General features: G+C 69.8%; 12 protein-coding genes. 5 read left to right on the top strand and 7 right to left on the bottom strand.

Annotated elements, in window-relative coordinates; translation table 11 throughout:
* Positions 1–3: 3 nt before the first annotated feature.
* Positions 4–924, top strand: coding sequence for a LysR family transcriptional regulator (locus Aco04nite_RS04220; RefSeq protein WP_244875737.1), 921 nt, complete (start codon positions 4–6; stop codon positions 922–924).
* A gap of 14 nt (positions 925–938) precedes the next feature.
* Here Aco04nite_RS04220 and Aco04nite_RS04215 read toward each other — a convergent pair whose 3' ends face one another.
* A complete protein-coding gene (locus Aco04nite_RS04215; protein WP_212995835.1) occupies positions 939–1523 on the bottom strand; it encodes a TetR/AcrR family transcriptional regulator in 585 nt (194 codons plus the stop codon).
* A gap of 109 nt (positions 1524–1632) precedes the next feature.
* On the opposite strand from Aco04nite_RS04215, the gene Aco04nite_RS04210 reads away from it, so the two are divergent.
* Together Aco04nite_RS04210 and Aco04nite_RS04205 are read left to right on the top strand one after the other, a co-directional pair.
* Entirely contained in the window at positions 1633–2367 is a 735-nt protein-coding gene (locus Aco04nite_RS04210) for an SDR family NAD(P)-dependent oxidoreductase (RefSeq protein WP_212995834.1), read from the top strand.
* 21 nt (positions 2368–2388) lie between these two features.
* The gene (locus Aco04nite_RS04205; RefSeq protein ID WP_212995833.1) at positions 2389–3012 is read left to right on the top strand and encodes an NADPH-dependent F420 reductase; all 624 of its coding nucleotides are present in this window, start codon (positions 2389–2391) and stop codon (positions 3010–3012) included.
* Between the two features lie 18 nt (positions 3013–3030).
* Here the strand turns inward: Aco04nite_RS04205 and Aco04nite_RS04200 are convergent, their stop codons facing one another.
* From Aco04nite_RS04200 to Aco04nite_RS49495, 5 genes are all read right to left on the bottom strand, one after another.
* On the bottom strand, positions 3031–3681 hold the full coding sequence (locus tag Aco04nite_RS04200; RefSeq protein WP_212995832.1) for a response regulator: 651 nt from the start codon (positions 3679–3681) through the stop codon (positions 3031–3033).
* Positions 3678–4964: a sensor histidine kinase gene (locus tag Aco04nite_RS04195; protein ID WP_244875736.1), complete on the bottom strand. Its 1287-nt coding sequence runs from the start codon at positions 4962–4964 to the stop codon at positions 3678–3680. The genes Aco04nite_RS04200 and Aco04nite_RS04195 overlap by 4 nt, the downstream gene beginning before the upstream one ends.
* A 2-nt stretch (positions 4965–4966) precedes the next feature.
* Entirely contained in the window at positions 4967–5707 is a 741-nt protein-coding gene (locus Aco04nite_RS04190) for an ABC transporter permease (RefSeq protein ID WP_212995831.1), read from the bottom strand.
* A gap of 2 nt (positions 5708–5709) precedes the next feature.
* Positions 5710–6645, bottom strand: coding sequence for an ABC transporter ATP-binding protein (locus Aco04nite_RS04185; protein WP_212995830.1), 936 nt, complete (start codon positions 6643–6645; stop codon positions 5710–5712).
* Positions 6646–6755: 110 nt separating this feature from the next.
* Entirely contained in the window at positions 6756–11123 is a 4368-nt protein-coding gene (locus tag Aco04nite_RS49495; protein WP_212995829.1) for an RHS repeat-associated core domain-containing protein, read from the bottom strand.
* A gap of 166 nt (positions 11124–11289) precedes the next feature.
* On the opposite strand from Aco04nite_RS49495, the gene Aco04nite_RS04175 reads away from it, so the two are divergent.
* On the top strand, positions 11290–12219 hold the full coding sequence (locus Aco04nite_RS04175) for an SGNH/GDSL hydrolase family protein (protein WP_212995828.1): 930 nt from the start codon (positions 11290–11292) through the stop codon (positions 12217–12219).
* Positions 12220–12229: 10 nt separating this feature from the next.
* Here Aco04nite_RS04175 and Aco04nite_RS04170 read toward each other — a convergent pair whose 3' ends face one another.
* On the bottom strand, positions 12230–13141 hold the full coding sequence (locus Aco04nite_RS04170) for a LysR family transcriptional regulator (RefSeq protein WP_212995827.1): 912 nt from the start codon (positions 13139–13141) through the stop codon (positions 12230–12232).
* A gap of 81 nt (positions 13142–13222) precedes the next feature.
* On the opposite strand from Aco04nite_RS04170, the gene Aco04nite_RS04165 reads away from it, so the two are divergent.
* The gene (locus Aco04nite_RS04165; RefSeq protein ID WP_212995826.1) at positions 13223–14029 is read left to right on the top strand and encodes an SDR family NAD(P)-dependent oxidoreductase; all 807 of its coding nucleotides are present in this window, start codon (positions 13223–13225) and stop codon (positions 14027–14029) included.
* Positions 14030–14092: the final 63 nt, after the last annotated feature.

Below are 14092 nucleotides of genomic sequence, written 5' to 3'. Positions count from 1 at the left end.
GGCGTGGATTTCGAGGCCGTGCGGACGTTTGTCGCCGTTGTTGAGGCGGAGCAGTTCCAGGAGGCCGCGGCGGAGTTGTCGATCAGTCAGCAGGCCGTCTCCAAGCGCATCGCCGCTCTGGAGCGCATCCTCGGCGTAAGGCTGTTCCACCGCACGCCCCGGGGTGCCGAGCTGACCATCGACGGGCAGGCGTTCCTGCCGCACGCCCGGGAGTTGTTGCGGGTCGTCGAACGTGCGGTCGCCTCGGTGCGTCCCGGCAGCCGGCCGTTGCGGGTCGACGTGATCGCCTCGCGGCTGGCGACGTCGGGGATGCTGCGCGGCTTTCACCGTACCCATCCGGAGGTCGACCTTGATGTGATGAAGCTGTTCGACGCCGGGACAGCGGTCGACGCCGTCCGCTCCGGCGCGGTCGACGCTTCCTTCCGCGCCGTGGCGATGCCTGATCGGCCCGTCCCCGACGATGTCGCCACCGTTCGCGTGCTCGACGAGCCGCTCCAGTTGCTCGTTGGTCCCGGTCACCGGCTGGCGTCGGCCCGGTCGGTGGGCGTCGCGCAGCTTGCCGGGCACCGGATCTGGATGCCCGGCATCGCGCCGGGCACGGAGTGGGGCGCCTACTACGCGGATCTCGCGGCCGAATTCGGCCTCACCATCGAGGCGACCGGCCCGAACCTCGGCTCCGACGCGCTCCTGGACACGATCGCCGACACCCCGGCGCTGGCCACGTTCATCGGGGAGCACACCCGGCTCGTCTGGCCGACCGGCCACGACCTGCGCCGGATTTCGCTGACCGATCCGACGCCCGTCTACCCGCACTCACTGCTCTGGCGCCGCGACAACCCGCACCCGGCGCTGGTCACTCTCCGCGCCTACCTCGCCACCGCCGACCGCACCCCGGGAACCTGGACGCCGAGCTGGGTGATCTGAGCGTCCGGCACCGGTCAGCGCTGGGCCGGTGCGGGGATGGCGTTGTCGATGAGGACGGCGGCGATCGCGGCGGCGGTGGGGAACGAATCGCGGTTGAGGACCCGGGTGCGGGCGGAGGCGCCGTCGATGAGCAGCGCCAGTTGCTCGCCGAGTTGTTCGGGGTCGGTGGCGCCGGCTTCGCGGGCGGCTTGTGTGAGACGCGCGGCGATGGCGGTCTTGTATTCGCGTGCGTACTCGGACGCCGGGTGCTGGGGGTCGTGAAGTTCGACCGACGCCGCGATGTAGGGGCACAGCGGCGTGGTTTCGGGCATCTCGAAGGCGGCGAGGAGTCGTTCGCGCGGTGTGAGGTCGGGGCGGTCGAACACGCCGGGCATGACGTCGGGGTCGAAGCGGCGCAGGTATTCGGCGACGAGTTCGTCCTTGTTCGCGAAGTGCTGGTAGGCCGTTCGCTTGGACACCTGGGCCGCGGCGCAGAGCTGGTCCATGCCGGTGCGGTTGATGCCCTGGTCGCGGAACAGCTGCTGTGACGCGCCGATGATGCGCTCGCGTGCGCCCCTGCCGCGGCGCAGGCCCTGGGGGCCCTTATCGAACTCCGTCATGCCGTCAGCATAGCCGTTCGGTACGGATCGGTGTACCTAGCTTGCGCGCCGGACCATTGTCTTCTACGTTAAGTACACAAGTTGGTGTGCTTAATCGAACGGAGTGATCGTGGGAAAGCTCGATGGCAAGGTCGCGGTGATCACCGGCGCATCCACCGGTATGGCGCTGGCGGGCGCTCAACTGTTCGTCGAGGAGGGGGCGCACGTCTTCATCCAGGCCCGCCGGCAGGAGGCACTGGACGAGGCCGTCACGCTGATCGGCCGCAACGTCACCGCCGTCCAGGGTGACGCGGCCGACCTGGCCGACCTGGACCGCCTGTACGACACCGTCAAGCGGGAGAAGGGCTCGATCGACGTGCTGTGGGCCAGCGCCGGGATGGGCGAACCCGCCGTCCTCGGCGAGATCACCGAGGAGCAGTTCGAGCGCGCCTTTGCCCTCAACGCGCGCGGCACCCTGTTCACCGTGCAGAAGGCCCTGCCGCTGATCAACGACAACGGCTCGATCCTCATGACCGGCTCCAACGCCTCCCTCGGCGCCTTCCCGGGCTGGAGCCTCTACGCGGGAAGCAAAGCCGTCCAGCAGGCCTGGGCCCGGGTCTGGCTCAACGAACTGCGCGACCGCAGGATCCGGGTCAACGTCCTGACCCCCGGCCAGGTCGCCACCGCCAAGCAGGAGGAACTGTTCGACGAGGCGACCAGGAGCGCCTTCGAGTCCCTCATCCCCCGCGGAAAGATGGGCCGCCCCGAGGAGATCGCCAGCATCGCGCTGTTCCTCGCGTCCGACGACTCCAGTTACGTCAACGGCCTGGAACTGGTCGCCGACGGCGGCACCACCGCCCTCTGAACCGAGAAAAGAGCCACCCCAATGAGCACGATCACTTTCATCGGTACGGGCAACATGGCCCGGACCATCGGCACGCTCGCAGTGGCGGGCGGCAACACCGTCGAGGTCATGGGACGAGATCAGTCCAAGGCAGACACCCTGGCCAAAACCCTGGGCGGCGGCACGACAACGGGCACGTGGGGCGCCGTCCCGGCCGGGGACATCGTGATCACGGCCCTGCTGTACGACAGCGTCGTCCCGGTCGTCGCCGAGTACGGGGACGCCCTCGCGGGCAAGGTCATCGTCGACATCAGCAACCCCTTCAACGCCACGTTCGACGGTCTGGCCCACAGCGGACAGACTTCGATCGCCGCAGAGGTCGCCAAGGTGGCCCCGGCCGACGCCGGCGTGGTGAAGGCGTTCAACACCATCTTCCGGGGCGTCCTGGAAAAGGGTCGCCCCGACGTCTTCATGGCCGGCGACGACGCGCGGGCCAAGGCGAGCGTGGCGGCGTTCATCACGAGCCTCGGGCTGCGCCCGCTGGACGCCGGAGGCCTGAGGATGGCGCACTGGCTGGAAGGGATGGGCGTCGTCACGGTCGGCCTCGCCGGCAACGGCGTCGGCCACGGGGACTTCGCCCTCGGCGTCAGCGAAGTCACCGGCTGAGCCCTCGGCCGAGCCCGATCAGCTCTGGTGCCGGTGGGGGTTCGGCGCGGGGGTGAGGTAGCCGCGGGAGAACGCGGTGGCTACGGCGGCGGCGCGGTCGCTGACGTCCAGTTTCGCGTACACGTGCTGAAGGTGGGTCTTGACCGTGGCTTCGCTGATGAAGAGTTGCCTGGCGGCGTCGCGGTTGGTGCGGCCCTGGGCGATGAGCTGGAGGACCTCGAGTTCGCGCTGGGAGAGGGGTTCGGTGGCGGGGCGGCGGAGCTGGCCCATCAGCCGGGTGGCGACCGCGGGGGAGAGGACCGCCTGGCCCCGGGCGGCAGCCTCGACCGCGTGGAACAGCTCTTCCTTGCGGGCATCCTTGAGCAGGTATCCGGTGGCGCCGGCCTCGATGGCGGGGATGACGTCGCTGTCGGTGTCGTAGGTCGTGAGGACCAGGACCCGGGACTGCACGCCGCGGCGGGTCAGCTCCCTGATGGCGGTGACGCCGTCGGTTCCCGGCATGCGCAGGTCCATGAGGATGACGTCGGGATGCAGCTGCTCCGCGGCGGTGACCGCTTCCGTGCCGTCGCCCGCCTCGCCGAGGACCTCGAAGCGGGGGTCGGCGCTGAACATGCCGCGCAGCCCGTCTCGCACCACGGGATGGTCGTCCACGATCAACAGTGAGATCACTGCATGGCCCCCGGAGCCGGGATGGCGGGCACGGTCGCCGAGATCGCCGTGCCGCCGCCGGGTTCCGACTCGATCTCCAGCCGGCCCGCGAGCCGCTGCACCCGCTGGCGCATGCCGGCGAGGCCGAAGCCGCCGTCGCGGGAGGCGGTGGCGCGCCGGGCGGCCGGGTCGAAGCCAACGCCGTCGTCGCGGACGTCCAGGGTCACCAGATCCTCCATGTACGACAGGGTGAGACCGACCCGGCCGGCCCGCGCGTGTTTCGCCACGTTGGCGAGGGCCTCCTGCGCGGTCCGCAGCAGCGTCACCTCGACGTCGGTGTGCATCGGGCGGGCGTCGCCGGTGGTGGTCAGGGCGGCGTCGATGGCGTTGACCCGGGACCAGCGCCGGGCCACCTCGCCGATCGCGTCGGGGAGGCGGGCGTCGGCGAGCATCGCGGGCTGGACGGCGTACACACTCTGGCGGGCTTCGGTGAGGCTTTCGCGGGCGAGGTCCATCGCGTTGGTCATGTGCCGGTGCAGTGTCTCCGGCTTGTCCATGGTCTGCTCGGCGGCCTGCAGCTGGGTGAGGATGCCGCCGAGCCCCTGGGCGAGCGTGTCGTGGATCTCGCGGGCCATCCGCTGCCGCTCGTCGAACACCCCGGCCTCCCGTGCCTGCTCCATCAGCCGGGCCTGCAGGCCGGCGTTCTCCGCCAGCGCGTCCTCGAGCCTGACGTTGGCGTGGTGCAGCTCGACGAGGGCCTGACGCTGCCGGTCGTTGCGGTGGATGGCCATCTCGGCGAAGTAGAACAGCGCGACGGCCAGCACCGCGGAGACCGCCCCGACGCCCAGCCACGCACCCCACAGCCCGTCGGCGTTGATGCCGGCGACCCCGCCCAGGAACGCGGTCGCCGAGATCGTCGCCGTCGCGGCCGCACCGAGGTAACGCCAGCGGCCCCGCAGGTAGTACGCCTGGGAGTAGCAGGCGAACGCGAAGAAGCCGTACCAGGGGGCGATGGCCACCAGTGCGGCGGTCAGCGCCAGGAGCCCCGCGTAGTAGAGAACCATGACCGGTCGTGGGTGCAGCGTGTGGAACCAGAGCATCCAGCACGCGACCGTGACCGAGAGCCCGAGCGCGGCGACCAGCTGGGTGCGGGAATGGCCGAACGGCTGCAGCAGGCTGATGGTGACGCTGACCGCGAGCAGGAAGTAGGGCACCAGCTTGAGGGCGGTGTTCCCCTTGCTCTCCCAGCGGTCGAACTCCTCGCGCAGCTCGGCCTCGATGCTCACTGTTTCTTCGCGGGACACTGTCACTCCCAGCGGAAGTAGCGTGCGGCCAGGCCGCCGGCCACGACGGTCCACGCGAGCAGGACGGCGAGGTGCAGCGGTTGCGGCCACTGACCTGCGGTGGCGTCCTGCAATGATTGCACGCCGGCGCCGAGCGGGGTCAAGTCGCTGATCGTACGCAGGGTGCCGCTCATCGCGTCCCGCGGCAGCCAGAGCCCGGCGAAGAAGATGAGCGGGAAGAACACGAGCGACCCGATCGCGCTGGCGCTTTTGGAGCTGGGGGCGAGCGCCGCGACGAGCAGACCGATGGCGAACATCGCAAGAGCGACAAGCAGATAAGCGATGAGGTACGCCGTGAGCTGCCCCGGGAGCCGCACGTCGAACGCCAGCCGCCCGATCGCGAGGATGACCAGCATCGTGAGCACCGACATGATCGTGGCCATCAGCAGCTGGGCGCCGATCAGGACCACGGGCCGGACGGGAGTGGTGCGCAGCCGCCGTAGGACGCCCTTCTCCCGGTAGGACGCGAACAGCTGCGACAGGCCGCTGAGCGAGAACAGCGCGATGCCCATGGACACGACGATCGGCAGGTAGATGTCGATCATCCGCAGCCCGCCGAGCTCCGGGACGGGTTCGCGCATCGACGGGATCAGGCCGAGGACGATCAGCAGGATCGGGGCGAACGCGACCGCGAAGAACACGACGATCGGCTCGCGCAGGAAGAGCCTGGTCTCGGTGACGGTGAGTCTCGACAGTGCGGACATGATCAGATCTCCTCAGCGGCGATGGAGTCGGTGGCGTCGATGCGGCGGCCGGTGAGCGCGACGAACGCGTCGTCCAGGGTGGTCTGCTCGACCCGCAGGTCCCCGGCGGTGATCTGCTCGCGGGCGAGCGCGGTGGTCACGGCGAGCAGCAGGTTGCCGGTGCCGGTCACCACGAGCTGGCTCCCGGCCCGTTCCACCGAGCTGACCTCGGGCAGCGCGGTCAGCACGGCGTGCTCCAGCGGCGTGGACGGCCGGAACCGGATCCGCTGCCGCCCGTCGACCCGCGCGACCAGCCCGGCCGGGGTGTCGAGCGCGACGAGCCGCCCGGCGTCGATCACCGCGAGCCGGTCGCAGAGCCGCTCGGCCTCCTCCATGAAATGGGTGACCAGCAGGATCGTCACGCCGCGGCCGCGGATCCGCTCGATGAGATCCCACGCGTCCCGGCGGGCCTGCGGGTCGAGACCGGTGGTGACCTCGTCGAGCACCGCCACCCTCGGATTGCCGACCAGGGCGAGCGCGATCGACAGGCGCTGCTTCTGCCCGCCGGACAGCTTGCGGAACGGCGCGTTCAGCTTGCCGGTCAGGTGCAGGGTCTCGATCAGCTCCCGCCAGTCGGCCGGGTCGCGGTAGAAGGAGCTGTAGAGCTCCATCGCCTCGCCGACCCGGAGCTTGTCGGGCAGCTCGCTCTCCTGCAGCTGCGCGCCGAGCACCTGCCGCAGCTCGCTGTCGCCGCTCTGCGCGTCGATGCCGCAGACCCGGATGGATCCGCCGTCAGCCTTGCGCAGGCCCTCGATGCACTCGACGGTGGTGGTCTTACCGGCCCCGTTGGGACCCAGGATGCCGAAGATCTCGCCCGGCTCGACGGCGAAGCTCACCCCGTCGACCGCGGTGTGCCCGCCGTACCGTTTGACGAGGCCGTCTACCTCGATGATTGCCATACGAGAAGCCTGCCGCCCGGCACGCGGCTGCCGAATCGCCTCCGTGGCTACGGCCGGCCGCGGCCGGGAGTGACCCCGGCATCAACCGATCGGTTGACGCCGGGATCGTCCTACTTGAGCTGGGAGAAGGCGGCGCCCACGTCCGCGGTGGAGTCGGAGGTGAACTTCACCGTGATCTTCTCGCCGTTGAGGCCGTTGATGATTTTGCCGCCGAAGTCCTGCTGGAACTGCTTCAACGTGTCGATCGCATCGATCGGCCGCAGCGCCACGGTGCCCAGCGCCTTGTTGATGTCGACCTCGCTGATGTTGAGATTGTTGGCGAGGTTGGTGAGGTTCGGCGCCCGGTCACCGGTGCCGGCCGGCTTGGCGATGTCGGTGTTCCAGTGCACGGAGTTGTCGCCGTAGAGGGAGCTCGACGCCTGGTTCTTCGTGATGATCTCCTGTTCCTTCAGCGGCCGGGCCGTGAGGTGGAAGGCGGAGATGTGGAACTCAGCCACGCCCTCCGTGGCGCTGATCTTCTCGAACTTCGTCTGGTTGACCATCACGTTGAGGTGTACGGCGATCTTGTCCGTGGCGCCCTCGTAGCCCAGCTTCTTGAGGTCGATCTCCCGGTGCTTCGAGATCAGGTTGGTGTCGCCGGTGCCCCACTTGAAGGTGTTGGTCTTCACGTCGAGCTTGGCCGGGCTGGGGAACTCGAAGCCACCCATGTTGATGCCCTTGGCGTAGGGATTGCCGTCCGGAACCTTGCGGAACACGAGGTTCTTCAGGACGGTGTTGCCCATCGCCCCGCTCTGGATCTGCTTGAACTGCTTCTCGAAGGAGAGGTTCTCGAACTTCAGGTCCTTTGCCAGGTTGCACGCGGGCATCAGGCCCAGCGGATCGAAGTCGGCGATGGGGTTGCCGACGTAGGCGGCCGGGTCGGGTGCCGGGACGAGCCCCAGCGGGTCGGGGCTGAGGTAACGCGCGGTCGCCGGGTCGTAGTAGCGGTGCACGTTGTAGTGCAGCCCGGTTTCCGCGTCGAAGTACTGGCCGGGGAAGCGCAACGGCGTGGCGGGCTGCTGCGGGCCACGCTGGCGGCCCCACAGGTCGAAGTCACCCGCCGGCACGGCCCTCCCGGCCACGACCAGGTCGGTCGGGGTGCCCACGGCGTCCGTCACGACGACACCGAGCACGTCGTCGCGTACCTGGGCCACGCAGTAGTCGTCGTCGGGGTGATGCTCCCAGGTGGTGACCCGGACGACGCCGTCAGCGCCGGTGTGGATCTCCTCGACGAGCGCGCTGCCGTTCCAGACGAACTCCGTCTGTTCCAGGACCCGTGAGGTCGCCGGTTCGACGCGCTGCTTGGCGACGCGGCGCAGCAGCGGGTCGTAGAGGTAGCGCCACTGGTCACCCCCGGGGGTCAGCACCCAGGCGATCTGGTTCAGGTCATTCCAGGCGAACCGCCAGGTCCGGTCGTCGACGGTACGGGTGACCGCCCGGCCGCGGGTGTCGTACTCGTATCCGATGTCACCCGCCTGGCGCAGCAGAGTGCCCTCGTAACGGAACTCCCGGTCTCCCGCGGCGGCCAGGTTGCCGGCCGGCCCGAAGCGGTAGAACTCGTCCCGGCCCGCGCCGCGAACCGCGAGAACCCGCCCCGCCGGGTCCAGCTCCAGGCTCGTGATCCCGGAGCCGTCGGTGACCGACTCGGGCTTGCCGTCGGCGCGGTATCCGAAGGTGCGCAACCGGTCGCCGATGATCCGCTGCATGGCGAGCCGATCCTCGTCGTCGAAGATCTGCTCGAGCACGACGTCGCCGCCGACGCTGCGCCGGACCTCCCGGCCGTCCTCCTGGTGGTCCAGGGTCAGCTCGTGCCCGCCGACGGTCAGCCAGGCGGCGTGGCCGAGGATCATCTCCCACTGCCACGAGCTGGCCACGGCCGACGGGGTACGCCGGTGCCGGGTCATCATCATGTCGTCGTACTCGAACGTCAGAGCGCTGCCGTTCGTACTCTGCCGTACGAGCCGGCCCCGCTCGTCCCGGCTGAGGACGAGCTCGGTGTCGTTGTTGCGAGCTTCGAGCAGCAGCCCCGCCTCGTCGTAGCGGAACGTCGCCGTGTCCGTGGCCGTACGCCGTTCGGTCAGCCGGCTCCACGCGTCGTACCCGAACTCGGTGATCGCGCCGTCGGTGTCGACGAGGCGGATGACCCGTCCCGCGGCGTCGTACTCGTACCGGCGTTGCCGCCCGTCGAAGTCGACCTCGGCGATGAGCTGGCCGGCGGCGTCGTACGCGTAACGCCACACCAGGCCGCGCGGGTCGGTCACCGAGGTGAGCTGCAGCTCCGCGTCGTAGCCGAATTCGGTGCGCGCCCCGGCGGGATCGGTCCAGGCGGCGACGGTGCTGAACGGCCCGTACTCGATCTCGCCCCGCCCGGGATCGATCCAGGTGTAGATCAGGTCGTGGTCCGCGGGGGTCTCCGGCTCGGCGGCGTTGCCCAGGGGGTCGGTCGTGGACAGCAGGCGGCCCCAGTTGTCCCAGTCGTAGGCCGTGACGCGGCCGAGGGGGTCGACGCGGCTGCTCGTACGCAGCTGGGGGCTGATGTGGTAGACGGTCGTGTGGCCGAGCGCGTCGGTGAACGTGGTGGTGCGCTGCTCGTCGTCGTAGGCGATGCGCCCGTCGAGGTAGCCGTTGCTGCTGACGGTCTGGACACAGCGGCCGCGGTCGTCGTACTCGTATCGGTAGGTGCCGCTCCAGTCGTGCCAGGCGGCGATGCGGTCGTCGGTGTATTCGAAGCGTTCCGGGCCGCGCTCGGTGACGACCTCGGTCAGCCGGCGGTCGTCGTCGTAGCCGTAGGCGACATCACCCACGGCGGTGACCAGCCCGTCGGTGACGGTGATGGCGAACGACTCGCCGCCGGGGAAGGCGATCCGGGTGGGGGTCTCCCCGTCCCAGGTGATCTCCGTACGCCCAGCGGGGCCGATCACCGCCGTCAGCGCCGACACCGGTCCGGCCGGGCGGAACAGCAGCGTCGCACCGGTCTCCGGGTCGTGCATCTCCGCGCCGCCATCGGAATACCAGGTCAGCGGGCGGCGCGGGCCCTCGAGGGGCAGCACCTGCTCGCCGGGCTCCGCCTGCGGGTAGGCGAGGATCATGCCGTCGGGCGCGAAGTAGCAGCTGCCCTCGTCGTCCAGTTCCAGGCGCTGGTCCAGCACCGAGGTCCACAACGGCCCGAACCAGCGGCCCGCGCGGTACGACGAGACGTGCGTACGCTCCAGCAGGCCCAGGTCGTTGTCGGTCAGCACGACCTCGCCCGTCGCGACGTCCACCGGGTCGGTGACGCAGTCGCGGATCTTCAGCTCGGTCGCGGTGAACTTGATGTCGGGCGGGCGGTTCCCGAGGTTGCGGAGCAGGTCACCGATCTTGCCGACGCCGCCCTTGAGCGTGTCGCCGAGACCCTTGGTGATCGTGGAGAGCCCGGAGCCGAGCCCCTTGAGGGCGCCGAGCATGCCCTTGGCCATGTCCTTCATGCCGGTCAGCGCGGCCTTGGCGATCTCCTTGAGACCGCCGGCCTTGTAGAGCGCGGACAGCTTCGACAGCGAGGTCAGGCCCTTGACGCCGGGGATGATCCCGAGGATGCCCATGACCAGGTCCATCACGGAACCCTTGCCCTGGGCGAAGTCGACGATCGCCTTCACCAGCAGGATCGCTCCGGCGGCAAGGGCGATCCAGGCGAGCGGGCCGCCGAGGATCATGCCGATGATGCCCGCGACCAGGGCCACCCACTTGGCGACCTCGCAGATGATGTTCCAGAGCTCTTTGAGGGCGTCGCCGAGTTTTTGCCAGAACGACCGCGGCTGGATGCCGGCGTCGGAGGCGTCCTCGATCTCCCGCTTGCAGACCTGGGCGGCGCCGTCGCGCATCTGCCTGGCCTGCTCGGCGAGCTGTTTGGCGAGGTCGAGCTCCTGCTGGGCGCCGTTGACCGCGCTCTGGGCGCCGCTGACCTTGGCTTTCGCGGCGTCGGCGTCCTTGACGGCTTGCTTGACCTGATCGGGGTCCGGTGCCTGGGTCTCTGCCTGCGCTTTTTCGGCTGCCTGGGACGCACCGGTGAAGTCGGTTTGGGCGGTGGACAGGGCGCCCTGCAACGACTTCAGCTTCTCGGCGGCGACCCGGCCGTCGGCGAGGGCGCGGTCGGCCTGGGCCTGCGCGGTTTCCAGGGTCGGGGCGTACGTCTCGAGGGCATCGCCGACCATGAGGTGTGACTGGTAGAGCTTGTTGACCTGGTTGGGGAAGTCGCCGAACTGCTCGCGGAACGCGTCGCCGGAGAGCCCGACCCAGGTCAGGACCGCGCCGTCGCCCTGCAGCGAGTCCACGGCCAGTTTCGCGCGGTGGGCGGTCTCGGCGAAATCGTGGAACCGTGACGCGAGCTGCCGCACCCGGGCCGGATCACCCGGCGTCGGGTCCCCGTCCAGGTCCAGGATGTCCCAGTCGGCTGGTCTCGCCATGCGTGGCTCCTCATGAGATTTGGCAGATCTTCAAGAGAAGGTAGCGAATGGATGCAGCGCCCCCGACATCGATGAGTCCGTTGTGGTCGCCACCAGGGCGATCTCCTTCGGGTACCAATGAGTCGCTTACCCCGCGTGATCGGTGTCGGCGCCGGACGATGACGAAGTGGTTCTGGGAACGTACGGCCGGCGCGCGCTCGCCGCACTCATGGGGTTCTGGTTGTGCGGCGGTGGTGCCGCTCATGCCGCGCCCGGCGGCCCGGGGGTGGCAGACCCCGACACACCGTTCGGCACCGTACGCGTCATGCCGCTCGGCGACTCCATCGTGCGCGGCACGGGAGCACCGGGCTTCGACTCGTTCCGGACGGTCCTGCGCGACCACCTCATCCGTGACGGCATGCAGGTCGACTTCGTCGGCTCCCAGCACGACGGCACGGGCGCCGACCGGGACCACGAGGGCCACGGTGGCTACGACCTGGGCGAGCTCGCGTTCGACGTCGACGGCTGGCTCACCGCGTACCAACCGGATGTGATCGTGCTGGAAGCCGGCACCAACAACGTCACCCAGGGCGACGACCCGGGGGTCATGATGGGTGACCTGGGCACCCTGATCGACCGGATCCGCGCCGTCCGGCCCGCGGCCTATGTCTTCCTCGCCGCGATCGCCATCTCGCGGGTCCCCGCCGAGGCCGAGACCGGGCGGATCTACAACGCGCTGCTGCCCGGATTCGTCGCGCAGCGCCAGGACCCCCTGCTCACCCTGGTCGATCAGTCCAGTGTGGCGGGCATCGACCTGCACGACACCCACCACCCCAATGCCTTCGGGTACGAGAAAATGGCGTGGAACTGGTACCGCAGCATGGCCGGCGTGTTCGCGCTGCCCGGGTTGTCGGGGCCCGACCCGTACCTGAAGACCGAGACCTACCGGTGCATCATCGAGCACGGCACGAGCACCAAATGCCGGACGTGGGTCCTGCGCGACCAGCCCGACGGCTCCCGCGAATGGCAGACACTGCTCAAACGCAAGGCGTCGATCGACGGCGTTTCGCAGACGGTGGAGTTCTGGGTCGGCGCCGCGGAGCTGCTGGGCACGTAGGCGGCGTGCGTCAGCCGCGTTCGGCGAGCGTACGGGCTTCCGTCAACAGGGCTGAGCGGATGGCCGTCGACGGGCCGGTGAGGGTGCCGATACGGGCGAGCAGCAGGGAACGGCCCGTCCACCCGGAATCGTCGACCTCGACAGTGGCCACACCGTCGGGGAGGACGCCCGCGCCGAGGCTGGGCACGGTGGTGATGCCGAGCCCGGCGGCGACGAAGCCCAGGCGGGTGGACCAGTCACCCAGCTCCGCGACAATTGTCGGGTCCCGCAGCGTGGGCCACGCCCCGAACTGAGGTTCGCCGCGCGCGCCGCGACCGGCGATCCAGCCCTCACCCTCGAGGTCGGCGACCGCCACCCGGCCGGCGCGGGCCAGGCGGTGCCGGTGGCCGACGGCGACCAGCAGCGGGCCCGCCGGCAACCGCTCGGTCTCGATGCCGGTCAGGTCGTAACCGGGCAGGCCCTCACCCGCTGCCACGAGCGCGAGGTCGAGGCGCCCCGCGCGCAGCCGCCGCAGCTGCACCGGCGTCGAGGACTCCAGGAAGTCGATGGTGATGGAGGGGTGCGCCGCACGGACCCGCGCGATGGTGCGGGGCACGAGGCTCATCGCCGTCGCGGGGAAACCGCCGAGCGCGACCCGGCCGCCGAGCGGCGCGGACAGGTTCTCCAGCTCGCGTTGTGCGGCATCGAGCTCGTCGAGGATCGTCGCGGCCCGCGTCGCCAGCCGATGCCCCGCCTCGGTGGCCTCGACGCCGCGCGGGCCACGCCGGAACAGTTGCACGCCGGCGGCCGCCTCGAGCGCGGCGATCTGCTTGGAGAGCGCGGACTGCGTGAAGCCGAGACGCTCGGAGGCCGCGGTGAGCGACCCGGTCTCCAGCACCGCTCGCAGCGCCCGCAGCAACTGAGGATGGACGTCCAGGCTCACCCCGCCAGTATGCCACCATGGAATATCGGACCTACCGAGCATTCGCTGGTGGCATAGCGAGGATGGGGCGAAACTCGACGCATGAGCAAAGTCTGGTTCTTCACCGGTGCGGCGAGCGGCTTCGGAAACCTGTGGGCACGGGCCGCCCTCGAACGCGGCGACCGCGTCGTCGCCACCTCACGAAATACCGAGCCCCTGGACGACCTCGTTTCCCGGTTCGGGGAGTCCGTGCTCGCGCTGGAGCTCGACGTCACCGACCGCGAGGGCGTCTTCGCCGCCGTCGAGGAGGCGGTGCGACGCTTCGGGCGCATCGACATCGCCGTGAACAACGCCGGGTACGGCCACGTCGGCATGGTCGAAGAGGTCACCGAACGGGAGCTGCGGCAGCAACTGGAGACAAACTTCTTCGGCGCGGTATGGGTGACCCAAGCGGTCCTCCCGGTCCTGCGCCGCCAGCGCGGCGGGCACCTGATCCAGGTGACGAGCGAGGGCGGTGTCCGGGCATACCCCGGCTTCGGCGCCTACCACGCCTCGAAGTGGGCAGTGGAGGGTCTCTCCGAGGCGCTCACGCAGGAGATCGAAGATTTCGGCATCCACGTCACCCTGGTCGAACCTGGCCCGTACGCCACCGACTTCGCCTCACGGGGTCTGCGGGTCAGCGCACCACTACCGTCCTACGACCAGATCCGGGCAACAAAGGCGCCCGACTTCCGCATCGGCGACCCGGCCGCCACGGTCCCCGCGATCCTCGCCCTCGCCGACGCCTCGAACCCGCCGACCCGGCTCATCCTGGGCGACGTCTTCCCGGAGATCGAGGCCATCTACGAACAGCGCCTCACGACCTGGCGCGACTGGCAACCGGTCTCCCAAGCCGCGTTCGGCGCGTAACAGCGACCTGGGCTGCGTGCGGCCTTTGGGCTGCGGCCTTTGGGCCGGCGGCCGGCTGTGGGC

This window comes from Winogradskya consettensis (genome assembly GCF_018332715.1).
Classification (GTDB): Bacteria; Actinomycetota; Actinomycetes; order Mycobacteriales; family Micromonosporaceae; genus Actinoplanes; species Actinoplanes consettensis.
This window is presented reverse-complemented; position numbering and strand designations above follow the sequence as displayed.